Here is a 22,215-nt window from a genome sequence, read left to right on the forward strand (position 1 = left end):
TGAAATGAACATGAGTGCGGCCGGGAAGAATCGACTTGTTCAACTCTTCCCGGCCGCACTCGTTTTAGTCTCCCACTTAGATTACTATAACCTGTTTTTCCATATCCCCCTCCAGGGAGTTGGGGGTAATACATTACATTATCCGAATATTATTAGACTGGCTGGTTCAACACACTCTCCAGATCGGCCGGTGAGTAATTGATGTTCTTGAGCGTTTTGTGATCGGCATCGCGGTATACCAGGTACCGGCCGTCTGATTCGATGTAGTGGCAATCCACGCCCTGGCTGCGGTAATGCGCAACGGTCGCTTCGGCTTCGTCAACCGTCAGGCAGGCTTTGCTCATGTTTGACCGCTGCACTTCGTCGAACAACGCTTTAAATTTGTCGCCCAGGCCAAATTCAAGCACCGCCCCCGACAGTACGTATTGCAGATCACAAAGTGCGTCGGCCACCGCGACAATATCGCCGGCTTCAATAGCTTCCTTAAACTCATCCAGTTCTTCGGCCAGCAGCGCTACACGCAGCCGACACCGGGCTTCGGACGGAATCTGAGGGGTGTCCAGCACGGGCGCATGGAACGTACGATGAAATTCGGCTACCTGATTGAGTGAATCGGGGGATTGCATAGGGTATCTTGTTTTCTTCGTGCAAATCTCCGTTTCCTGAAGCTCTAAACAAAGCCTTCCGACGTAGGGATTTGCTTGTACCAGTTTCTCTTTAGGAATACGTTTCACCCCAAGCCCCTCTAGGGGCTTCGGGTGAAAGCCATTTTGAATTAGTATTAGAAATCGGCGATCAGATTGCTTTTCAGGAGCTTAATGGCAATGGCCAGCAGAATGATTCCGAATACCTTTCGTAGTACATCAAGCCCGCCGGGACCGATGCGCCGACCGAGCCAGGCCGATGACTTCAGTACAGCGTAAATCAGAATCAGGTTAATCAGAATACCTATCAGAATATTGATGGTCTGGTACTCGGCCCGAAGCGAAATGATGGTGGTGAGTGTACCGGCTCCGGCAATCAGCGGAAACGCAATCGGGACAATATGAGCGGCTCCACCCGTTTCCACCTCCGATTTAAAAATCGTGCGGCCTAGGATCATCTCTAATCCAAGTAGAAAAATAATGAGCGCCCCGGCCACGGCAAACGATGAGACGTCCACGCCAAACAAACTCAGAATTCGCTCCCCGACAAACAGGAACGACACCATCAGCACACCCGACACGATGGTGGCCTGTTCAGACTCAATCTGTCCTACTTTTTTGCGCAAATCGATGATGACCGGTAAGGAACCGACTACATCGATGACCGAAAAAAGAATCAGCGTAACGGATATTATTTCTTTGAAACTGAGCATACAATGACTGAACAAAATACGGCTATTCTGGCTGTTCAGGCTCGGTAGGTACGTAAAAACGTTTTCAGTTGTTCCCGTTCTTCCTCGTCAATAGCCGGGAAGTTAGCAATGCGGAACGTAGTGGTTTTCCAGTCGCCGTAGCCATTGCCGAGGGTGATGCCTGCCTGCTGAGCAGCCGCTTTCACCGCTTTGATGTCGGCTTCGCTTCCGGCCACGGCAATGACCGTGTCGGAGCGCAGGGCCGGGTCCTGAATGAGCAGTTTCCAGGGCGAATCGGTAAGTTCCTGTTCAATAAACGCGTACCAGTCAGCTGCTTGTTGGCGGATTCGTGCGTCTACCTCGGTAATCGGCGGTACCTGCTCCAGCACCCGCATCAGCAGGTAGATCCCCAGGCCATTGGGCGTGTAAGGCGTCTGAAATTTGGCAAAATTCTCGTGGATGAACAGCAGACTATTGTAGTGGTCGTTTTCGCCGATGATCTCAGCGCGTTTCAGGGCATCAGGCGAGTAAACCAGCACAGCCAGCCCGGCGGGCAGTCCAAAGCATTTCTGCACCGATGCAAACCAGACATCGGCCAGCGTCCAGTCGAAGGCAAGTCCGGCCATCGACGATACCGCATCTACGGCAATCAATCCCGTAAAATCGCGACGAAAGCCCGCCAGCGTATCCATCCGCACCTGCGTACCGTTGGAGGTTTCGTTCTGCACCACGCATAACGTATCGGCTAGCCCCGGCTCGATCATTGGTTTGATCCGGTGAGCGTATTCCATCCATTTCTTTCCGAACGCCCCACCGTAGGGATGCAGGCTGGTGGTGGCCGTCAGCGACTGCGCGACGATCTCCCAGCACTCCGTCGCCGACGACACGAGCGCTACGTGGTAGTCGGCCGGAATGGCAAGTTTTTCGTGCAGCAGCCGGATGGTTTCTTTTACTACGTCCATAAAGCCCACGCTCCGGTGATTCAGGCTCACAATACCCTGCTGCACAGCCTCCTGAGCATACTGAGCTACCTGCGGGTACACTTTGGACGGTCCTGGATAGAACGTAATCATACCGTTGCTACAGCGTTAAAAGGTACCGAATAGCCAGTTCGTAGCCGGTCAGGCCCAGGCCCACAATAACGCCTTTGCACTTGGCCGACAGGTAGCTGTGATGCCGGAACGACTCGCGGGCGTGAACATTCGAGATATGAACCTCTACGGCCGGTGCCGTCACGGCCCCCAGAGCATCGGCCAGGGCGATTGACGTGTGGGTTAGCGCCCCGGCGTTGATGACGATGCCGTCGATGTCGAAGCCCAGTTCGTGAATTTTATCCAGCAGTTCGCCCTCGTGGTTTGACTGAAAATAGCGTAGTTGCACGTCGGGAAACTGACTTTCGATCGTTTTGAGATAATCCAGAAACGATTGGCTGCCGTAAATCGCCGGTTCGCGTTTCCCCAGTAAATTAAGATTGGGGCCGTTGATGATCAGAATCTTTTTCATGTTGGGTCCGTCGTTTCCTGTTTTCGGTGATTGAACAGCCCCGTAAATCGTATTTCGAAACCCATTTACCGAAAACCGACTGTGTGGCAAAGTTATATAAACGCCTTTAAGAACTACCTTACGCTCGAACGGTCGCTGTCCGAAAACTCGGTTGAAGCGTACCTGCACGATGCTGAAAAACTCCACGAATACATCCTGCTGACTGATCCTGCCCTATCGCCCATGCAGGTATCGGAAAAGCAGTTGATGAATTTCCTGGCCTATCTGGGCGAACTCGGGCTATCGGCTCACAGCCAGGCCCGGATGCTGTCGGGACTAAAATCATTTTTCAAATACCTCCTGCTCGAAGGCCTTATTGACCACGATCCGACCAAGCTCCTGGAAGCACCCAAATTGGGCCGCAAACTCCCCGATACGTTGAGTTTTCCGGAAATTGAAGCCATGCTGGCCGTTATCGACCTGTCGACACCCGGCGGCACCCGCGACCGGGCCATGCTCGAAGTGCTGTATAGTTCCGGGCTGCGTGTATCCGAACTTCTCGACCTGCGGCTGACCAACTGCTATTTCGACGCGGGATTCATCCGGATTCTGGGCAAAGGCAATAAAGTCCGACTGGTCCCGATTGGACAGGACGCCATGCATTACACCCGGATTTACGTCGATCATGTACGTAGCCAGCTCGACATTCAGAAAGGGGCCGAGGATCTGGTGTTTCTGAACCTGCGCGGAGGGGGATTGTCACGTATTTCGGTGTTCACGACCATTAAGCGGGTTGCCGACGAAGCCGGTATTCAGAAGAACATCAGTCCGCATACGTTCCGGCACTCGTTCGCGACGCACCTGATCGAGGGCGGTGCCGACCTGCGGGCCGTTCAGCAGATGCTGGGTCATGAGTCGATCACGACTACCGAAATCTACACCCACCTCGACCGCGACTATCTGAAGCAAACGCTGCGTGAGTTTCACCCGCGGGCAGTGAGTAAAGGGTATAGGGCTAATGGCTGAGTATACCTTTTGTGGCCCCATGCCCTGCTGTCAAAAAAAGTCCCCGCCATCAGCCGACGGCGGGGACTATTAATCCACTTTACTAACCCAAAACCACATGGTATCGGTACTACGCGTCGGCCATTGATTTTTCGCCGACGAACTGATGCTCGGTATGCTTGAAAAGCAGGTTGAAGGAAGTCAGGCTTCCGTAAATGCGGGTGATGTATTGCTGGATATTTATCTTCTCTTCATCGTCGAGCGGGCTGGCATTGACCCGTTGTTCGAGTACCCGGAGCCGGTCTCGTACCATTACGATCTTGTGAAAGAACGTATCGATGGGTATTTCTTTCGCGGCCAGGTCAGTTCGGCCCGGTTTCAGGATCAGCTTACCGCCTTTCCACTTGTCGCCCAGCGGCACCACCTCTGTCTGATCAACCCACCGCTGCAACACCCGCGACAAGGTTTGCTCTACATCGAACAGGCTGACCTGATCGCTGTCGTGCTCAATCAGATCGAGCACATTGAGGGGCGAATCGAATTTGAGAACTTTTACGCCGTGCTGAATGAACGTAACGACGTAGCCGGTTGATTTTACGTTGATCACCACCCCATCGCCAAAGTCGGCGTGGTGGACGCGTGAGCCAATGCCCAGGAGGGTCGTCATGCTGTTGTTCTTAGTAGGGTTCGTTGCAGGTAAAACAAACCCCGTGCCAGATTCTGCCCGCTGCCCGTAATTTACGCTGCCAGGTACGTTTGTCTACTGCTCATATAGTTCGAGGGGCAGGCCGTCGGGATCGGCGAAGAAGGTGAAGCGCCGACCCGTATGCACATCAACCCGGATCGGCTCCGTAATGACGGCATGACCGGTCAAATGCGCTACAGCGGCATCCAGGTCTGCAACGGCGAAGGCCAGATGACGTAGTCCGACGGCTTCGGGCCGCGACGGGCGTTTCGGTGGATCAGGAAAAGAGAACAGCTCTATCTGATAACGATCGTTAACAGCCAGATCCAGTTTATAGGATTGCCGTTCAGCCCGGTACACCTCCTGCAAAACCGTTAGGCCAAGAACCTCAGTATAGAACCGCTTCGAAACGGCATAATCCGAACAAATAATGGCAATGTGGTGAATGGCGGATAAAGTAAGCATATGGATCAGGGAACAGAGATCGTATCAGCCGCGAGCGTATCCACCTGAGTTCCGTCGACTTCGGTGACCGGGCCCTCGCCCGGCAGCGCTCGTTCGACCTGTTTACGCCGGTTCCAGGGGGCGGTTGTCCGGCGGGCCATGTCGATGGCAAACAGCGCTACGATGGTCGTAAAGACGATGAAGACAATGATGAATATACGTCGGTTACGGTTCATACTACTCGTTACTTAATTGTTTGGGAGCCATCTGAAAATCAATGTGGCCCGTTCGCCCCGAGACTTCCGCCCAGTTCAGATCCTCGAAGCGCACCGCCACTACGGCACCTTTGCTCATGGACCCCACGTTCTGATGCGTCAGGAACTCCGCAAAATACGACACGTCGGGATTGTGCCCCACGATAAAGGCCGTCGTGCACGTATCGGGCAGGGCATTCACCGCGGCCAGATACGCCTTTGGGCCACCATCGAAAAGATCCGGGTCCTGACGAATCTGGTCAACGTCGTAACCAATCTGCTCGGCAACGACCCGTGCCGTATCGCGGGCGCGGGGGGCTGTGCTGCTAACGATACAATCGGCCCGAACCGAGCGCTCTTTTAAATACCGTCCGATGCGGGCAGCCGCAATTATTCCCTCGGGTATTAACTCACGGTCATGATCCCGCTGAAAGCTAGCCCGGTCTTCCGCCTTGGCGTGACGAACGATGTAGAGTGTTCGTTGCATGAAATTCGCTTAATTTGTAGCCCATAAATGGACCATATCCTAAAAAGATTGCAAATCTAATGACTTGTTGAAGGATAGTGAAACACCCTTTGAACAAAACAGTATTTGTAAAAGATGGTTTATTTTGATGATTCAACTACTTACTAAGTATAAATACTAAGCGGCTGTTGGAGTGCGCGCGGAGCTATGCGATTTCAAGGTGAAAATTGTACATTATCGTTCGGACTTACGTTCGAGGGTGAAACGGTCTGGCTAAACGCAACGGTTTGGCCGCAGCGTCAGCCATTGCATGACGTTCATCAGCCACATCCACGCCTTCGTTTCAGCACTCAGTTGCCTCAGAAAGACATTCTTCAGCTTCAGCAGTGGCTAACTTCCAACTCGGAGGAGCCGTTGCATTTTACCGATCCCATTCGGCTGGTCCGGCGCGTCAGGAATCCCGAACACGACGATACTATTCGGCTCGAACTGGATTACTACTTACAACCTGAGCCAGCCTGGTGGGATTGGGAGATATCATTTCCACTCAAAATACGGCTGGAGATGCGCCCGGCAGAATTTAAGTACCTAACCAACGCGCTGAACCGCGAAAACTGGTCAAGGGACCTGACCTGGTAACCCGACGTGTTTAAGTTTCAGGAAGCTGGGATTAGACAAACAGTGGGGTTTGCCACCCTATGATGCAATTTATGTATATACGTCGAAAAGGGCTGTTTTGTCGAAGGAAGGGTTAAACAAATACCCGGCACATTTCGCAACTATCTCGACGATTCCAAGCACTTTTGTACCTTTGCCCCACCAAAACCATCCGGTAGCCAGTTGGCATGAGTTATTTACCGATACAGCAACTTCTTCAAGCTACCCCAGGCACAGACGTGACCGTCAAAGGCTGGGTCCGCACCAAGCGCGAAAGCAAAAACGCCGTTTTTATCGCCATCAACGACGGCTCTACCATCAATACCATTCAGGCTGTTGCCGAAGCCGGCCAGTTGCCGGACGATCTGCTCAGACAGATCACGACCGGTGCCTGTGTGGCCATAACGGGTCAGCTCGTCGAATCCATCGGCTCCGGCCAGAATGTAGAGGTCAAGATCAATGACGTAACGGTCTATGGCCCCGCTGACCCGGATAAATATCCGCTGCAGCCCAAGCGCCACTCCCTGGAGTTTCTGCGGGAGATCGCTCACCTGCGCCCTCGCACCAACACGTTCAGTGCAATACTGCGCGTTCGGCATGCGCTGGCTTTTGCCGTTCACAAGTATTTTAACGACAACGGGTTTTATTACCTCAACACCCCCATCATCACGGCCTCCGATGCAGAAGGTGCCGGGGAAATGTTCCGCGTGACGACCCTCGACCCCCTGAACCCACCCCGTACCGACGATGGTAAAGTCGACTATAGTGAGGATTTCTTCGGGCGCGAAACCAACCTGACCGTATCGGGTCAGTTGGAAGGCGAACTGGGGGCGCTGGCATTAGGCAAAATTTACACTTTTGGGCCGACGTTCCGGGCGGAGAACTCCAATACCACCCGCCACCTCGCCGAGTTCTGGATGATCGAGCCGGAAATGGCTTTCCATGAACTGGAAGACAACATGAACCTGGCCGAGGATTTTGTCAGGAGCGTTATTCGCTACGCCCTCGACCACTGCGCCGACGACCTGGCCTTCCTGGACAACCGACTGAAAGAGGAGGAGAAGACTAAAAAGAAAGAAGAACAGAGCGAACTGAGCCTGATCGAAAAACTACGGTTTGTGGTTGATAACCAGTTTGAACGACTGACCTATACCGAAGCCGTCGACATCCTGATCAACTCAAAACCGGCCAAAAAAGGGCAGTTTCAGTACGAAGTGACGTGGGGCATCGACCTTCAATCGGAGCATGAACGGTATCTGGTAGAGCGCCATTTCAAAAAACCGGTGATTCTGACCAACTACCCCCGCGCGATCAAGGCGTTCTACATGAAGCAGGACAACGCTCCCGCAACCAACAGCCGGGGCGAGGTTTTCGGCCCGACCGTCCGGGCGATGGACGTACTGTTCCCGGGAATCGGCGAAATCATCGGCGGCTCCCAGCGGGAAGACGACTTCGACAAACTCGTTGCCCGGATGAACGAAGTAGGTATTGAGCCTGAAGCCCTCTGGTGGTACCTTGATACGCGCCGGTTCGGCTCAGCCCCTCACGCCGGGTTTGGTCTTGGCTTCGAACGGCTGGTTCAGTTCGTGACCGGCATGGGTAACATCCGCGACGTTATTCCGTTCCCGCGGGCTCCGAAATCCGCCGAATTCTAACAGGATATACGGTATTCGGTTTTCGGTGGCTGGCACCCGCCTTCTCCCGAAAATTGAGTACCGTATCCTGAAAACCGTAAACCGACCATCGGTAGACCGCATGATTCCTCTGCTCATTTTCCTGGCAATGGTTCCCGGCTTTGTGGTCGTGGGGGTATACCTCGAGCGCAAAGTATCGGCGTTTATACAGGACCGTCTGGGACCGATGGAAGTAGGTAAATACGGTTTGCTCCAGTTATTTGCCGACCTGCTGAAGCTGCTTCAGAAAGAGGACATCGTTCCGACAGCCGCCGACCGACGCCTGTTTTTGCTGGCTCCTGCTGTCATTTTTGCCTCCGTGTTTGCGGGCTTTGCCGTGTTGCCCTTATCACCCGATTTGCAGGGTTCCGGCGCTGCAGTGGGCGTTTTCTACCTGATGGCGGTCGTTTCGTTCGACGTAGTTGGCATTCTGATGGCCGGCTGGGGGTCAAACAACAAGTATTCGCTGTTCGGGGCGATGCGATCGGTTGCCCAGATCATCTCCTACGAGATTCCGCTCGGGCTGACCATTTTATGCGCCGTCATGATCTGCCAGACGCTCAACCTACAGGAAATCAGCTTTCAGCAGGGTATCTACACCTACGAGCCTAACTACCTGTTTGGCATTCAGGCGCTTGGTATCGAGGTAACCGAATGGGGTGGCATTTTTAGCTGGAACATTCTACGCAATCCGTTCCTGCTGGTAGCATACGTCATCTTTTTCATCTGCACACTGGCCGAGTCTAACCGCGCTCCGTTCGACCTCCCCGAAGGCGAATCAGAAATCGTGGCCGGCTATCATACCGAGTATTCCGGCATGCGCTTCGCTCTGCTGTACCTCTCCGAATACGGTATGATGCTGTTGGTATCGTTTCTGGGGGCCATCCTGTTCCTCGGCAGCTGGAACACGCCCCTGCCCAATCTGGGTCCTATCCGCCTGGCCGACTGGACCAGTGGCGAACCCGGAACCGTCTGGGGCTACGTAACGGGCGTTTTCTGGCTGCTATCGAAAGCACTTTTTGCGGTTTTGCTCCAGATGTGGGTCCGCTGGACATTCCCACGGGTTCGGGTCGATCAGATGATGTTCCTCTGCTGGAAAGTTTTAACCCCGGCCGGCTTACTGCTGTTGTTGCTATCGGGGGTCTGGCGGCTGCTGATGGTGTCCTGATTCCAGTTTGTCTCCCTAAAACAAATTAGTACCTTTACGGTCTTTTTTAGGTACAAAATGGGGATTCTACATCCTGGTGAAAAAGAGGATATAGCCTGGCGGGTAGCCCGGCAATCGGCGGCTTTCCGCAAAAAACTGGTCATAGGCATCGTCGCTTTGGTGCTTTTACTGATTGCCTTTCCTTTCTTTTTTCAGTCCATTGAGCAGCATACCGGCCCCGTCCTGAACGATTGGGTACTTAGTCAACTGCCCGCCCGGGACATGTCCCTGCCAATCTTCCTGATTATCTGGTCAACGGGTTTTCTGCTGTTGATTCGGGCCCGGCACAGCCCGGTCATTTTCATGACCTTCGTTTACAGTTACGTCGTAGTCAGCCTGTCGCGCATGGTAAGCATCAGTCTGGTTCCACTGAATCCGCCGGAGGGCCTAATTCCGCTTATCGATCCGCTCAGCAACGCGTTCTACGGCCGGACGTTCATCACCAAAGACCTGTTCTACTCGGGGCATACCTCCACAATTTTTCTGATGTTTTTATGCCTGCGCCGGCGAGGTGACAAGTTGTTTGCTTTGGCCGGTTCATTTGCGGTTGGCCTTTTGCTGTTGATACAACATATACACTATACCGTCGATGTGCTGGCAGCCCCCTTGCTGACGTATCTGTTCTACCGGATAGCGAAACGCATAGCGTTATCAAAGTGGTACAATGGCGTACCGGTTCAGTCACCAAAAAATTCAACTGCAACGTAAGAAGCCGGCTATTCTCCCTGTTTTTAAATCTACATTTGACAATCTTTTCGAGTAGACGAAGAAAGCAGGATTAGTTAGTACGTAACATTCGCTTAACAAATACAAACGATCGAACATGCCAGCAGATCTTAAATTCTGTGGGAGTTGTAGTTTTTTAAAAGTTATTAAGACCGTTTACGAAAAAGATAGGCTCATTTGTATCCAGCCGCTTTTCTTTGTCAGTTCTATTAAAAATTGTATTTCGCACAACATCCGTTCCGCCTATGGTACGGATGGGTACATTGTGAATGTCGAACGAATTGGCAGAGTCCGCAGCGCAGTTAGTTAACAATTCCTTAAAACAAAACCACATGAAGAAACAGCCTCGTACCGCAAGAAAGCCATCTGATTAAAGTACCATTAATTAAAAGCCTGCTAGATGGAGCAAACAGCCTAATTTTAGTAGATTTGGCGCAGCCCATTAGTAACCAATTCTTTCAATCATTCAGCTTATTGCCGGGCTGTTGGTCCGCACAACGGTCCGACCACCGATAACCAGTATGAGAAAATTAAACTGCCCGCATTTTACTTTAGGAGAATCACTAACGCCCGACCAACGTGATTTTTTTAATAGGCATGGCGTCATTATTTTCCGCAATTTCATTAATCCCGAAACGGTTCAGTTATTCATTAGGGAAGTTGACCGAATTGAAAAACAGTGGTTAGCCGAAGGTCGTGATAAGGTGAATGGCGTCCCCCTGAAATTTGGTCAGGATGAAGCAGGCGACAAGCTTATCCAGCGAATGTGCTTTCTGTCGCAGTACAGCGATGCCTTACACGAGTTCCTGCAGGACCCTCGCCTTCAGACTGTGGTTGACCTATTGCACCCCTACGAAGGTCGTATTGGCGAGATCGAAAAAGATGGGTTGATCCTGAATCACTACGTTCGGACACCTAACAGCAAATTTTCGCAAATGGGCTGGCACACCGATAGCCCACGCGACATCTTCCTGGGTCAGCGCATTATGCCCATGCTGAACGTTGGTATTCACCTGAATTCGACGCCGTTCGAAAGCGGTGGCCTGCGGGTAATTCCGGGTACGCACAAGCAGGGCTTATTCCGGATGCTGTTCCGCAAACGGTATTTTGTTGATAACAACCCCGACAAGGACGAAGTTGGTTTTGATATCAACGCCGGCGACCTGACCGTTCATGATGGGCGTTTGTGGCACCGGGCGCAACAATCGCCCTATTTTGGGGAGGCAAGCCGCCGTCGGGTCATGTACGTGCCGGTCGTGACGGGTAAATATATGCCCAAGGATGAGAACAGCAAAACGCCGTTCTACCACCGCTTTATTTCTAAAGTTAACATTTAACGTGTTTTCGGTTTACTGTTTTCGGTAGAAGTACGAACCGAAAACAGTAAACCGAAAACTATCCTTCCATGCCCTACGCGCTTATCACGGGAGCCAGCAAAGGCATTGGTCTGTCCATTGCCGAAGAGCTTGCCCGTCGGAAATACAACGTCCTGCTCATTGCCCGGTCGGCATCCCTGCTCCAGCAACTGGCGCAACGCCTAACGGCTACCTACGGCGTTCAGGCTGATTTTCTCTCCGTTGATCTGGCTACGTCCGGCGCTGCCCAGCAGATTTTCGACTGGTGTAGCGAGCGCTCCTACACGGTTCAGCTATTGGTCAACAACGCAGGCTACGGCCTGAGCGGCTCATTCGACAGCTATACGGACGCTGAACATGCCGACATGATGACCGTCAACATGACGGCCCTGGTGCAATTGTGCCGGTTATTTCTGCCACAGCTTAAGCAGCAGCCCCGCGCCTACATTCTGAACATTGGTAGTTCAGCGGCCTACCAGGCTGTGCCCCTGTTGAGTGTCTACGCAGCCTCGAAAGCGTTTGTCGTTAGTTTTAGCCGGGGCCTGCGGCAGGAACTCCGCCGAACATCAGTTTCCGTTACGTGTATTTCGCCCGGTGCAACCGACACAGAATTCGTCAACCGGGCTCAGATTGGTGAAAAAGGCCGAAAAGCTGCCCAGCAAGTTCACATGACCCCAGCCGATGTAGCCCGCATGGCTGTTGACGCTACCCTGGCTGGAAAAGCGGAGGTGATAACCGGTTTTATCAATAAACTGGGGGCATTTGCAGCCTGGCTCCTGCCAAAAGGGTTTGTTGAGCGAACCGCGGGAAGCATCTACGAATAACATGCGGCACTTTATTTGCACCGATGCCGTTGTAATGCAAGCAGAGTACTTATCTCATACGCATGTTATTTTCTGAATTACCCCTGATTTCACCCATTCTGACAGCCCTCTCCGAAGAAGGTTATACGAATCCAACCCCCATACAGGAGCAAGCCATACCGCCCCTGCTAAGCCGCCGGGACCTGCTTGGCTGTGCTCAGACGGGCACCGGTAAGACGGCTGCCTTTGCCATCCCTATCCTTCAGTTGCTGCACGAAGACCGTAAGCAACAACAAGGTCCGCGACGCATTCGGGCGCTCATTCTTACGCCCACCCGCGAATTAGCCATTCAGATCGGCGAGAGCTTTGCGGCTTATGGCCGCCACCTCAACGTTCGTCATACAGTGATCTTCGGTGGTGTTTCGCAGCACGCACAAGTCAACGCGCTTAAATCGGGTATCGATGTGCTGATTGCCACACCGGGGCGCCTGCTCGATTTGATGAACCAGGGATTCATTTCCCTGCGTAACATCGATCTGTTTGTGCTCGACGAGGCCGACCGGATGCTCGACATGGGTTTTATTCACGACGTCAAGAAAGTGATTGTTAAACTGCCTACGCAGCGACAATCGCTGTTTTTCTCGGCAACGATGCCACCCGACGTAGCGAAACTGGCCGATTCCATCCTGAATAAGCCGGTTAAGGTAGAAGTGACGCCGGTTTCCTCCACGGCCGATACCATTCAGCAGTCGGTGTATTTTGTAGATAAAAACGACAAGCGCAAACTGCTGGTGCATGTCCTGAATGACAAGCGCATTGCATCGGCGCTGGTTTTTGCCCGCACGAAACACGGCGCTGACAAGGTTGCCAAAGACCTGGTGAAAGCTGGTATCAAGGCAGAAGCCATTCACGGCAACAAATCGCAGAATGCCCGGCAACGCGCCCTGAGTAATTTCAAGTCGCGGCAAACCCGCGTGCTGGTCGCGACGGACATTGCTGCCCGGGGCATCGACGTAGAGGAGTTGTCGCACGTGATTAACTATGAACTACCGAACGTACCGGAAACCTACGTTCACCGCATTGGCCGGACTGGCCGCGCCGGTCACAATGGCATCGCTCTGTCATTCTGCGATGCAGAAGAAACCGCTTACCTGAAAGACATTCACAAACTGATCGGTAAGCACGTACCGGTGGTCAATGACCATCCTTATCCATTGGATTCAGCCGCGGCTGCGGTAGCGACTCCAGCTCCGAAAGTCGTGAACAAACCTGTTTCTGGGCGGCCAGGACCAGCAAACGGTTCAAACCGACGTACCAGTAACCGAAATCGATTCAAACGGCCGAACTAAAGCTGAGCCAGTCCCTTTATAATTGCTACGTCCCGGCCAGGCCGACACCATAGTGGTCGGTCTGGCCGGGAGGTAGGCTATCCTACTACGTCGTAGATAACGACCGGAGCCGCTTTATTCTTCAGGTTTACTTCCCCGATCAGGACACAGTTGAATGATTCTTTAACAATTTCCTGAGCGGATTCAGTGATAACGATCTGGCCCGGCCTGGCAACGGTCTGGAGCCGCTGAGCCATGTTGACCGTATCCCCGATGACCGTATAATCGAGTCGACGCAACGTAGCCGAGCCGATATTCCCCGATACCATCTCGCCGGTATTGATGCCAATCGCAACCTGGGGCCGGTAATCGGGTTTACTGGGCAAACTGCCCTCGATAGCGGCTACCTGCGTGCGAACGGCCAGCGCAGCTTCAATGGCGCGGTCGAGGTGGTATTCGTCCTGAAAAACGGCCATCACGGCATCGCCGATGAACTTATCAACGTAGCCCCCCTGCGCGATAATCTCCTTCACCATCACGTCGAAGTAATTATTGAGCAGCTTAACGACCGTATCGGCCGGTTCGCGCTCCGAGATGGACGTAAAGCCACAGATGTCGAAGAAGGCAACCGTAGCCTCGATGGTTTCGCTGGCGGTCAGCGACTGTTCAAATTCCACCCGGCTCATAAACGTCAGCACACTCTCGTCGACGTACATACGCAGGATGTTATTCTCCTTGATCGCCTGCAAGGTCTGACGGAGCTGGGCTACATGCTGAATGGTCTTCTGCATGGTCACCTCCAGATCGTCGAAGTTGACCGGCTTGGTCACGAAATCAAACGCCCCCCGGTTCATGGCCATCCGGATGTTATCCATGTCGCCGTAGGCCGATACGATCACGGCCTTCAGCACGGGGTTCGTTTCGTTGAGTTTCACCAGCAGGGTAAGGCCATCCATCCCCGGCATATTAATATCGCTGAGTACTACGTCGGTATCAGGATGTTGCTGAAGAAGTCGAAGCGCTTCGGCTCCTTCGTGGGCGAATATGAATTCGTATTGTTTCTCGCGGATCTGACGTCTGAACTTTTGTTTGATGAGCAGTTCGAGGTCGGTTTCATCATCAACTACCAGAATTTTTGCCTTCATACCACGCTTTTAAGTTTTTCTTTGAGCGCCTGAAAGTCGAGCGGTTTGGACAATAAATCATTGGCCCCGAGCGAAATCGCCTGCTGCCGGGACTGATCATCGCCATAAGCCGTCACCATCAGTACGGTCGGCGGAGGAATTGGATACGTAGTCCGAATGTGCCGCAGAAGCTCAAATCCACTCATGCCTGGCATGTTGATATCAGACAGGATCAGAACGATTTCTGAGTGATGAGCCGTTAAGTAATCAACGGCCTGCTCGCCGGAGTAACAGAAAGCCAGTTGCATTTCGCCGGAACGTACTTCCCGCCGGAACCGCTGCTCAAATAACGTCTGTACGTCCGTTTCGTCGTCAACGACTAGAATTTTCATGAAGTGGTGCTAAAAGGTTAAAAATACGACAGCTTTCCGGTCTTGCCACTACAATTCTACGGGAAAGTCTACTTAAACCGGTACGCGAATAATAAATTCAGTGCCTTTACCTTCTTCTGTTTCGACCTCCATTGTTCCGCCGTGTCCTTTCGTGATGATGTCAAAAGCCAGGGATAAGCCCAGCCCAGTACCTTCGCCGGTGGGTTTGGTGGTAAAAAAAGGTTGAAAAATTTTCGATCTCACGGACTCCGGAATACCAACTCCGTTGTCTCGCACCCGAATTTCTACTTCTTCATCGCACCGTTTGGTGCTGACCGTTACGGTTGGCTGGTATTGGGCATCCCCATTGAGTTTTTGTTTCTGCTGAACGGCGTAGAAGGCATTGGTGAACAGATTCAGCAGCACCCGGCCCATATCCTGCGGCAGTACGTCGACCTTGCCCACCTGCTCGCTGAGGTTTGTAATCAGGCTGGCATTGAAGTTTTTGTCTTTGGCGCGCAGACCGTGGTAAGCCAGTCGCAGGTACTCGTCGGCCAGTGCGTTGAGGTCGGTCGGTTCTTTCCGCCCCGACCCCGCGCGGGAGTGTTGCAGCATGCCTTTCACAATACTGTCGGCGCGCTTGCCATGATGAGCGATTTTCTGCTGATTCTGCACCAGATCGCTGATGATGCCCCCAACATAGTCGCGGTCTGATTCGGGTAAGTCAACTTTGGCCAGTTCTTCGTTAAGTTCCTGACACAGTTCGACCGATACCTCGGCGAAGTTGTTGACGAAGTTCAACGGATTCTGGATCTCGTGGGCGATACCGGCCGTCAGTTCCCCCAGCGACGCCATCTTCTCCTGCTGGATCAACTGGGCCTGCGTAGCCCGCAGTTCGGTCAGGGTTTCTTCCAATTCCTCTTTCTGACGTACCAGCTCAGCCGTACGTTCGGCAACCATGCTTTCGAGCTGGGTATTCTGAGCGGCAATGAGCCGGTTGCGTTCTTCTTCCTCCAGGCGTTTCTGCCGTTCTTTTTCGAGGGCTTTCTGCTGGCGTTGCGTACTGACCCAGGCTGCAATGACCCAGCCGAACGCCAGTATTTGCGCCATCTCGAAGTAGTTGTTATACTGCCTGGCAAATGTGGAGGCAACCAGCTCCGTAAAATCAACGACAATGTTGATCAGTACCAAGGGTAATACGGCAGAAACGAAATTTCGGGTGGGCCGAAATTCGGACCGTGGGTAAATAAGCCACAGCAAACCAAGCAGAAACAGGTGCCATGCCCATTTCGACAATTGCTCTTTATCGAATACGGCATCAACAACCATCAGCCCAATGGCCACGTACTGAGCCCGTAGCAGGATTTGCTCCCACATGGGTGGTAGTCCGGCATTCTGGGCAAACTTGCGCAGGTGTCGGATCAGAAAAAATGCAATCAGAAAAGAGCCTATTGACATGTTGTTACCGCTAAGCCCGTTACAGTAGGTTAATGGTGGCGTACTTGCTTAACTGGCAGACAAATTAATTTTTTATCGGTAGTCGTACAATCATCTCGGTGAATTGATTGGCTTCGGTCTGTACGGCCATCTCGCCATTATGCCCTTTTGTAACAATGTCGTAGCTCAGCGATAGCCCCAGGCCCGTGCCCTCGCCTGTTGGCTTGGTGGTAAAAAACGGCTGGTAGATTTTATTTACGATCTCCGTCGGAATACCCGTCCCGTTGTCTTTTATCCGCAATTCAACCTTGCCGTTTTTGAGGCAGGTGCTGACCCGAACCAGCGGCTGATAGCCAATGCCCTGCTGGCTACGTTTCTGTTGCGTGGCGTAAAAGGCGTTGTTAAACAGGTTGAGCAGTACCCGACCTATGTCCTGCGGCACCACCTCCACCTTGTCCAGCTTCTCATCGAAATCAGTAATTAACTCTGCGTTGAACGACTTATCCTTGGCCCGAAGCCCGTGGTAAGCCAATCGAAAATACTCGTCGGCCAGGGCGTTCAGGTCGATTGGTTGTTTCTCTCCGGTCGATAGTCTGCTGTGTTCAAGCATGGCCTTAACGATAGAGTCGGCCCGCTTACCGTGGTAGGTAATCTTTTGCAGGTTCAGGGTCAGATCACTCAGAACCTCAATGAGGTAGTTATCTGTTGTGCCGTTCAGCTTCTGCTCCAGATCTTCCTTTAGTTCGTCGATCAGTTCAACACTTACTTCCGAAAAGTTATTGACAAAGTTGAGCGGATTCTGAATTTCATGGGCAATGCCGGCCGTTAGCTCCCCCAGCGACGCCATTTTTTCGGCCTGAATCAACTGGGTCTGGGTTTTCTGCAAATTGTCCAGCGACTGCTGAAGTTCGCCCGTCCGCTCTGACAGTAACTGGTTTTTTTCGGCGACCAGCCTGAGGCTGTGCTGGTTTATGCTGTAAAAAACCAGGGCAATCATCAGTTGAATAAGCATCAGGCCAACCGTCACATTCAGGCTGAACAGAAGCTGGTAATCGGGCACAATAAAATTGGTTAGCACGACCTGCCGGCTCTCCAGCCACCACAGTACCATCAATCCGGCCAGCGACGCTACGGTAAAAATAATGCCGCCCCGGCGTCCGAGCAGGAAGGTTCCAACGATCGGATACGCAACCAGCCAGGCCATAATTGGTGAGTAGTAAGCCCCCGTTGCCAGGCAATTAAAAAAAACGGCGCTGAAGGAAGACGCAATGAAAGCATACCCAACCATCCGGTAGCTCAGCAGCTTCCACTTGAAAAAAAGCGGCAGCACCAGCACAATGACGAAATCGATCAGCATCGAATAAACGCCCGGCCAATAGTTCATCGACCAACTGATCAGTACGTAGTTAAGGGAAAACAAACTCGTCAGCAACGATGTGTTGACGATGATGCGAGCCTGGCGGTACTCGTCGTTGCTACCGGTGAAGTCGGGAGGAAAAAAGTAGTTCGTAACGTTATGTAGCATCGTAGATAGCTTTGACAAATCCACCAGCAGCACCCTTTTCTAAACCCGAACTGGTTTTGATGCCCGACGGAACCCCGTCAGTTTATGAAACAAATACACTATTTCGTGCAGCAGCCCAAACAGCCAGGGTACTTCGTTGGTCCAGGGCAGCCCCCGTTCGTACCGACGCCGGTCGAGCCAGCGCAGCACAGCCAGAATATTCGGCTCATGAAGCGGCCAGATGTTGCATAACTCTACGTTCGCCCCGCTGGCCGTAATGATTCCATTCACAGCCCGCCGGGCCGCTTCATTAGCTCCTTCCATCGTTGCCAGATCGGTATGCGTACGGACGTAATCGGCGGCCAGAAAGAAATTTTTGATGTTTGAGTAGGCTTCCGGGCGTTTGCTCCACGAGTTGGGTGTATTGACCAGCAGGGGCTCGGCATTACGGGTTTTGAAGTCATGGGGCGCGATCTCCTTATCCCTGATATCGCAGTCGAGATGGGTTGTAATGATCATGGAGCGGTCCAGTACCTTCTGTCCGTCGACGTTCAGGCTTTTCTCCATCTGATTCCATACCTCGTCAATGATTTCCTCCACGGAGCAGTCGCAGGCAGATTTACCGTTCAGTCCTTTGGAGAACCAGTCCGATACGTCGACGGACAGAATACCTTTTACCTCCCCGTTACCGTACTGACGGATGTCAAAATTCTTCCAGAACTGAAGCTGTGAGATGGCGGTCACGGCCCAGGGCGAATCGATGAAGATCACGTGGCCTTTCGTCAATTGCACATCTTCCCGCAGGTAGTATTGAATGCCGCTCATCCAGTTAAGACTCCTGGCCCGTTTGGCGGCCAGATCGTCGATGAAATCAAACGCCGTATCTACCGCGATCATGCTGTCATTCACCAGCTTCGCCATACGCTCCAACGGAACGGCCGAGATGTAATAATCGGCTTTGATAAGCTTCTCCTCCCCGGTCTGGGTATCCTTTACCATCACGCCTTTGATAGACCGGGTTTCGCGGTCGCAATGAAAGGCGGTCGCTTCGTGGTGGTGGTAGTAGGCGACACCCTTCTGTTTCAGGTAGTCGAGCCAGGGGAAGAGCCAGGCTTCGTTGGTAGGACCGTTCAGCACCCGGTCGGCATGGCCGGTCGGGTTGAGCATCAGAAACAGGAGTTGCAGCAGCATGTCTCCACCGGTTTTGGTGCTCATCAGTTTCGGTTGAGCTGCCACGAGCGTATGCGTCAGGCCACCCACAAAATATTCCTCATACGGGCTGGGCTGACGACCATCCGTTTCCTGATCGGTCTCCATAAACTGCCACCAACTGATTCGCTCGTATTCCTGCTGCCGACGGTCATAGCTGCTCGACATCACCTGCCATAGCTTATTGGCAAACAGTTTCTTATCAGCTTCAGTAACCCCCGTATCGGCGTGCGTAACGGCGTTGATCAGCACCTGTAGATCGGCCCGGTTCTTTGGAAAGTTAACGGTGTTAACGATGGGCGGCTTACCAAAACGAGCCAGCATAACCCGCTCCGACTGCACCAGATTATCGAAAACCCCGTTGATATTACCCGGAAACGGAATGCGTTTCATGGTGTCGGTAATGTGCTTGTAGAATCCAGGAAAGAACCGGAATCCGTGTTCGCCCGGCAACGGTTTTCGGCCCCCTTCAGCGGTGTGCTCGGCGTCGACGCTTCGGGCTTTACCCCCGACATATACCGGCTGTTTTTCATACACAGCTACGTCGAAGCCGCGCTCGATTAACTCATGGGCAGCACTCATGCCGGCCACTCCACCGCCGATCACGGCTACTTTTATGTTCATGAATAAGGGTTAGTTGAAATAACGAGTGTGAGTAAACGCCTTTATAGATAGCGGTCTGCCAAATTTGCGGGATCTGATTGTATTGTTTTATCGAATACCTGGACCGCTTATAAATTTGTCACCAACTCGTAGCAAATTAATATAGAATTGTTTTTAATCAACCTTCCGTTTATATGATAAAGGGGAATTTGAGCTGATCTACATAACTAGTCATTCTATTTTTTCATGTAAGTTCGCTCACAGACGAATTAAGTTTGTATCGGCAGCCGTACAATCATCTCGGTGAATTGATTGGCTTCGGTCTGTACGGCCATCTCGCCATTATGCCCTTTTGTGACAATGTCGTAGCTCAGCGATAGCCCCAGGCCCGTGCCCTCGCCTGTTGGCTTGGTGGTAAAAAACGGCTGGTAGATTTTATGCACAATCGATTCAGGAATACCGGTGCCATTATCCTTTACGCGTAGTTCGGCCTTGCCGTTCTCCATGTGTGTACTCACCCAGATTCGGGGTTGATAATCGGCTGTCTGCTGCTTAGCTTTTTCCTGCGTCGCATAGAAAGCGTTATTAAACAGGTTGAGCAGCACCCGGCCGAGATCCTGGGGTATGGCCTGAATTTTATCCAGACTGGAATCAAAGGTGGTGACTAGACTGGCGTTGTATAGTTTGTCCTTAGCCCGAAGCCCATGGTAGGCCAACCGCAGGTACTCGTCGGCCAGGGCGTTCAGGTCGGTCGGTTCTTTCTGGCCAGTACTAACCCGGCTGTGTTCCAGCATACTTTTAACGATACCGTCTGCTCGCTTGCCATGATGCACAATCTTCTGTAAGTTTTGCTTGATATCGCCCAGGAGTTCCTGCTCCAGTTGTTCGTCACGATCGGGGTTTTGCCGTTCGTCTTCAAGCTCTCCGATCAGTTCTACCCCCAACTCAGCAAAATTATTAACGAAATTGAGCGGATTCTGAATTTCGTGGGCAACGCCGGCGGTCAGTTCTCCCAGCGACGCCATCTTCTCGCGCTGAACCAGTTGATCCTGCGTATTTCTGAGTTCACTCAGTGTCCGCTGGATCTCTTCCTTTTGCTGCTCAAGCAGCGTGTTGGCCTTTTGCTTGCTCCGGTAGGCATTGTAAGCAACGCCCGCCAATAATAGAGTCAGTACCAGACCTCCCCCCAACGCCATCTGTTTCGTATTGGCGATAGCCGCTTCTTGCTGCCGTTCGGCCCGTACCAGTTGCTGCTTCTTGTCAAACTCGTAGTTGAGCGTCAACTCGGTCGTTTTCCGGATGTTTTCCTTATTGCGGATCGAGTCGCCAATCGCCGTCGCCTTACGGTCCGCCAGCAGGGCCCGTCTGTAATTACCTACCTGTTCGTAGCAGCCGGAAACGGACTGATACGATACCTCAATCTGTTCGTCGTAGATGTCCGAGTCAGTCAACGCCTGAAACCCTTTTTCAAAATACGGTATGGCGGCCCCACAGTTGCCCTGCATCTTCAGCAGCGTACCCATACCCGCGTTCACCTGATACGTCACCAAAGGCTGGCGGGCTGCGCCGGCAATGGCAATCGCCTGCTTAGCCAGCGTTTCGGCTCTGGCAAACCGTTCGGATTGAGCCACTGACGTTCGCAGGGCCATTGCCAGGGCCGCTTTCGCCAGGCTGGCAGCTTCAATACCCTGGTCGCCCAGTTGCTTACCGAGCTCAGCCGATTTGACCGCGTACTGGTAGGACAGATCGTACTCCTTTTTTGCGTCGAACAGCGTCGCCAGATTGGAATACGCATATAATTCAACATTTTTGATATCAACCGTTTTAGCGGCTTTTATAGCTCCGAAAAACGATTTTTGGGCCCTGTCAAAATCCCCCAGCACCTTGTAGGTTATCCCCATATTGGTCAGTACGTATGCCTGACTGTTTATGTTATTCGTCTGTTCGGCAATCGCCAATGCCTTTTGTTGATACGACAGAGCACGTGAGTAATTAGACTGCATCTGATAGGCGATGGCAATATTCTGATAGTAAGAACTCAACGACCTGTGGTTAATCGCCTGTCCGATACGAATCGCTTTGTCGAAAAAGACAATTGAACTATCATATTTGCTCTGCATGCCGTACATCATACCGTAGCCGGAATATACGTCGCTCAGAAGACCCTGCTCGTTCAATGGCCACACCAGTCGTTCGGCCCTGATAAGGTTTTCCCTGGCTGCAGCAAAATCGCCTTTCATGTTGTAGTTGTTGGCTAAACGGGTTCGCGCTACAACTTCCCCCTTCTCATAGCTAAGCTGTCTTGCATCCGCAATAACTTCCTTGCCCAGCTTTAAAGCAGCGTCGATATCATTCTCGCTCAGCACATACACTTTCCGGTTAAGCAGATTGATACGACCCGTATCGGTGGTCGCCTTCTTAATCAGGCGATCCAGGCTATCCAACTTTGCCTTTTGTGCCCACGTGAAGCCGCAGCTAAGCGAAAAGAGTAGTACCGTAGCAATGATTTTCATGGCAGAAACGATAGAAGTCAGGCATGCGAATCA

General features: G+C 52.3%; 22 protein-coding genes. 8 read left to right on the top strand and 14 right to left on the bottom strand.

Annotation, left to right across the window (positions count from 1 at the left end; translation table 11 throughout):
• Window positions 1-152 precede the first annotated feature (152 nt).
• The 4 genes from BN8_RS16775 to aroQ all read right to left on the bottom strand — a co-directional run bounded on the left by BN8_RS16775 (window position 153) and on the right by aroQ (window position 2,839).
• A complete protein-coding gene (locus tag BN8_RS16775) occupies window positions 153-626 on the bottom strand; it encodes a pyrophosphohydrolase domain-containing protein (RefSeq protein WP_009283104.1) in 474 nt (157 codons plus the stop codon).
• 155 nt (window positions 627-781) lie between these two features.
• Window positions 782-1,357 carry a MarC family protein gene (locus BN8_RS16780; protein WP_009283105.1) on the bottom strand — a complete coding sequence of 192 codons (576 nt, stop codon included), beginning with the start codon at window positions 1,355-1,357 and terminating at the stop codon, window positions 782-784.
• Window positions 1,358-1,392: 35 nt separating this feature from the next.
• Window positions 1,393-2,409 carry an aminotransferase class V-fold PLP-dependent enzyme gene (locus BN8_RS16785; protein ID WP_009283106.1) on the bottom strand — a complete coding sequence of 339 codons (1,017 nt, stop codon included), beginning with the start codon at window positions 2,407-2,409 and terminating at the stop codon, window positions 1,393-1,395.
• A 7-nt stretch (window positions 2,410-2,416) separates the two neighbouring features.
• Window positions 2,417-2,839 (bottom strand): type II 3-dehydroquinate dehydratase, encoded by a 423-nt coding sequence (gene aroQ, locus BN8_RS16790; RefSeq protein WP_009283107.1) that lies wholly within the window; start codon window positions 2,837-2,839, stop codon window positions 2,417-2,419.
• An 81-nt stretch (window positions 2,840-2,920) separates the two neighbouring features.
• On the opposite strand from aroQ, the gene xerD reads away from it, so the two are divergent.
• Complete coding sequence (xerD, locus tag BN8_RS16795; RefSeq protein ID WP_009283108.1) at window positions 2,921-3,844, top strand: site-specific tyrosine recombinase XerD; 924 nt, start codon at window positions 2,921-2,923, stop codon at window positions 3,842-3,844.
• A gap of 109 nt (window positions 3,845-3,953) precedes the next feature.
• Here xerD and BN8_RS16800 read toward each other — a convergent pair whose 3' ends face one another.
• From BN8_RS16800 to BN8_RS16815, 4 genes are all read right to left on the bottom strand, one after another.
• The gene (locus BN8_RS16800; RefSeq protein WP_009283109.1) at window positions 3,954-4,490 is read right to left on the bottom strand and encodes a DUF8685 domain-containing protein; all 537 of its coding nucleotides are present in this window, start codon (window positions 4,488-4,490) and stop codon (window positions 3,954-3,956) included.
• Window positions 4,491-4,583: 93 nt separating this feature from the next.
• Window positions 4,584-4,973 (bottom strand): SMU1112c/YaeR family gloxylase I-like metalloprotein, encoded by a 390-nt coding sequence (gene gloA2, locus BN8_RS16805; RefSeq protein WP_009283110.1) that lies wholly within the window; start codon window positions 4,971-4,973, stop codon window positions 4,584-4,586.
• 5 nt (window positions 4,974-4,978) lie between these two features.
• Entirely contained in the window at window positions 4,979-5,188 is a 210-nt protein-coding gene (locus BN8_RS16810; RefSeq protein ID WP_009283111.1) for a hypothetical protein, read from the bottom strand.
• Between the two features lies 1 nt (window position 5,189).
• Window positions 5,190-5,693 carry a SixA phosphatase family protein gene (locus tag BN8_RS16815; protein ID WP_009283112.1) on the bottom strand — a complete coding sequence of 168 codons (504 nt, stop codon included), beginning with the start codon at window positions 5,691-5,693 and terminating at the stop codon, window positions 5,190-5,192.
• A gap of 186 nt (window positions 5,694-5,879) precedes the next feature.
• Here BN8_RS16815 and BN8_RS16820 point away from each other — a divergent pair, with 186 nt between their 5' ends.
• The 7 genes from BN8_RS16820 (at window position 5,880) to BN8_RS16850 (ending at window position 13,442) form a co-directional block, all read left to right on the top strand.
• A complete protein-coding gene (locus BN8_RS16820; RefSeq protein WP_009283113.1) occupies window positions 5,880-6,311 on the top strand; it encodes a hypothetical protein in 432 nt (143 codons plus the stop codon).
• A 206-nt stretch (window positions 6,312-6,517) separates the two neighbouring features.
• Window positions 6,518-7,984: an asparagine--tRNA ligase gene (gene asnS / locus BN8_RS16825; RefSeq protein WP_009283114.1), complete on the top strand. Its 1,467-nt coding sequence runs from the start codon at window positions 6,518-6,520 to the stop codon at window positions 7,982-7,984.
• A 100-nt stretch (window positions 7,985-8,084) separates the two neighbouring features.
• Window positions 8,085-9,170, top strand: a complete 1,086-nt coding sequence (locus BN8_RS16830) for a complex I subunit 1/NuoH family protein (protein WP_009283115.1) — start codon at window positions 8,085-8,087, stop codon at window positions 9,168-9,170.
• 57 nt (window positions 9,171-9,227) lie between these two features.
• A complete protein-coding gene (locus tag BN8_RS16835; RefSeq protein ID WP_009283116.1) occupies window positions 9,228-9,917 on the top strand; it encodes a phosphatase PAP2-related protein in 690 nt (229 codons plus the stop codon).
• A 539-nt stretch (window positions 9,918-10,456) separates the two neighbouring features.
• Entirely contained in the window at window positions 10,457-11,272 is an 816-nt protein-coding gene (locus tag BN8_RS16840) for a phytanoyl-CoA dioxygenase family protein (RefSeq protein WP_009283117.1), read from the top strand.
• Between the two features lie 68 nt (window positions 11,273-11,340).
• The gene (locus tag BN8_RS16845; RefSeq protein WP_009283118.1) at window positions 11,341-12,114 is read left to right on the top strand and encodes an SDR family NAD(P)-dependent oxidoreductase; all 774 of its coding nucleotides are present in this window, start codon (window positions 11,341-11,343) and stop codon (window positions 12,112-12,114) included.
• A gap of 62 nt (window positions 12,115-12,176) precedes the next feature.
• Window positions 12,177-13,442, top strand: a complete 1,266-nt coding sequence (locus BN8_RS16850) for a DEAD/DEAH box helicase (RefSeq protein ID WP_009283119.1) — start codon at window positions 12,177-12,179, stop codon at window positions 13,440-13,442.
• Window positions 13,443-13,519: 77 nt separating this feature from the next.
• Here BN8_RS16850 and BN8_RS16855 read toward each other — a convergent pair whose 3' ends face one another.
• From BN8_RS16855 to BN8_RS31890, 6 genes are all read right to left on the bottom strand, one after another.
• Entirely contained in the window at window positions 13,520-14,566 is a 1,047-nt protein-coding gene (locus tag BN8_RS16855) for an adenylate/guanylate cyclase domain-containing protein (RefSeq protein ID WP_009283121.1), read from the bottom strand.
• A complete protein-coding gene (locus BN8_RS16860; RefSeq protein ID WP_009283122.1) occupies window positions 14,563-14,937 on the bottom strand; it encodes a response regulator in 375 nt (124 codons plus the stop codon). Before BN8_RS16860 ends, BN8_RS16855 begins: the two co-directional genes overlap by 4 nt.
• Before the next feature lie 72 nt (window positions 14,938-15,009).
• Entirely contained in the window at window positions 15,010-16,374 is a 1,365-nt protein-coding gene (locus BN8_RS16865) for a sensor histidine kinase (protein ID WP_009283123.1), read from the bottom strand.
• A 64-nt stretch (window positions 16,375-16,438) separates the two neighbouring features.
• Window positions 16,439-17,878, bottom strand: a complete 1,440-nt coding sequence (locus BN8_RS33800) for a sensor histidine kinase (RefSeq protein ID WP_009283124.1) — start codon at window positions 17,876-17,878, stop codon at window positions 16,439-16,441.
• Window positions 17,879-17,917: 39 nt separating this feature from the next.
• The gene (locus BN8_RS16875) at window positions 17,918-19,690 is read right to left on the bottom strand and encodes a hydroxysqualene dehydroxylase (RefSeq protein WP_009283125.1); all 1,773 of its coding nucleotides are present in this window, start codon (window positions 19,688-19,690) and stop codon (window positions 17,918-17,920) included.
• Between the two features lie 248 nt (window positions 19,691-19,938).
• Window positions 19,939-22,182, bottom strand: coding sequence for a tetratricopeptide repeat-containing sensor histidine kinase (locus BN8_RS31890; protein WP_009283126.1), 2,244 nt, complete (start codon window positions 22,180-22,182; stop codon window positions 19,939-19,941).
• Between the last annotated feature and the right edge of the window lie 33 nt (window positions 22,183-22,215).

This window comes from Fibrisoma limi BUZ 3 (assembly GCF_000296815.2).
Taxonomy (GTDB): Bacteria; Bacteroidota; Bacteroidia; order Cytophagales; family Spirosomataceae; genus Fibrisoma; species Fibrisoma limi.

Coding starts and splice junctions, on each gene's coding strand:
- BN8_RS16785 (WP_009283106.1), bottom strand. CDS start 2,409: ATGATTACGTTCTATCCAGGACCGTCCAAAGTGTACCCGCAGGTAGCT.
- BN8_RS16800 (WP_009283109.1), bottom strand. CDS start 4,490: ATGACGACCCTCCTGGGCATTGGCTCACGCGTCCACCACGCCGACTTT.
- BN8_RS16865 (WP_009283123.1), bottom strand. CDS start 16,374: ATGTCAATAGGCTCTTTTCTGATTGCATTTTTTCTGATCCGACACCTG.
- BN8_RS16855 (WP_009283121.1), bottom strand. CDS start 14,566: ATGAAGGCAAAAATTCTGGTAGTTGATGATGAAACCGACCTCGAACTG.
- gloA2 (WP_009283110.1), bottom strand. CDS start 4,973: ATGCTTACTTTATCCGCCATTCACCACATTGCCATTATTTGTTCGGAT.
- BN8_RS16820 (WP_009283113.1), top strand. CDS start 5,880: ATGCGATTTCAAGGTGAAAATTGTACATTATCGTTCGGACTTACGTTC.
- BN8_RS16810 (WP_009283111.1), bottom strand. CDS start 5,188: ATGAACCGTAACCGACGTATATTCATCATTGTCTTCATCGTCTTTACG.
- BN8_RS31890 (WP_009283126.1), bottom strand. CDS start 22,182: ATGAAAATCATTGCTACGGTACTACTCTTTTCGCTTAGCTGCGGCTTC.
- BN8_RS16830 (WP_009283115.1), top strand. CDS start 8,085: ATGATTCCTCTGCTCATTTTCCTGGCAATGGTTCCCGGCTTTGTGGTC.
- aroQ (WP_009283107.1), bottom strand. CDS start 2,839: ATGAAAAAGATTCTGATCATCAACGGCCCCAATCTTAATTTACTGGGG.
- BN8_RS16840 (WP_009283117.1), top strand. CDS start 10,457: ATGAGAAAATTAAACTGCCCGCATTTTACTTTAGGAGAATCACTAACG.
- BN8_RS33800 (WP_009283124.1), bottom strand. CDS start 17,878: ATGCTACATAACGTTACGAACTACTTTTTTCCTCCCGACTTCACCGGT.
- BN8_RS16850 (WP_009283119.1), top strand. CDS start 12,177: ATGTTATTTTCTGAATTACCCCTGATTTCACCCATTCTGACAGCCCTC.
- BN8_RS16775 (WP_009283104.1), bottom strand. CDS start 626: ATGCAATCCCCCGATTCACTCAATCAGGTAGCCGAATTTCATCGTACG.
- BN8_RS16860 (WP_009283122.1), bottom strand. CDS start 14,937: ATGAAAATTCTAGTCGTTGACGACGAAACGGACGTACAGACGTTATTT.
- BN8_RS16780 (WP_009283105.1), bottom strand. CDS start 1,357: ATGCTCAGTTTCAAAGAAATAATATCCGTTACGCTGATTCTTTTTTCG.
- BN8_RS16835 (WP_009283116.1), top strand. CDS start 9,228: ATGGGGATTCTACATCCTGGTGAAAAAGAGGATATAGCCTGGCGGGTA.
- BN8_RS16875 (WP_009283125.1), bottom strand. CDS start 19,690: ATGAACATAAAAGTAGCCGTGATCGGCGGTGGAGTGGCCGGCATGAGT.
- asnS (WP_009283114.1), top strand. CDS start 6,518: ATGAGTTATTTACCGATACAGCAACTTCTTCAAGCTACCCCAGGCACA.
- BN8_RS16815 (WP_009283112.1), bottom strand. CDS start 5,693: ATGCAACGAACACTCTACATCGTTCGTCACGCCAAGGCGGAAGACCGG.
- BN8_RS16845 (WP_009283118.1), top strand. CDS start 11,341: ATGCCCTACGCGCTTATCACGGGAGCCAGCAAAGGCATTGGTCTGTCC.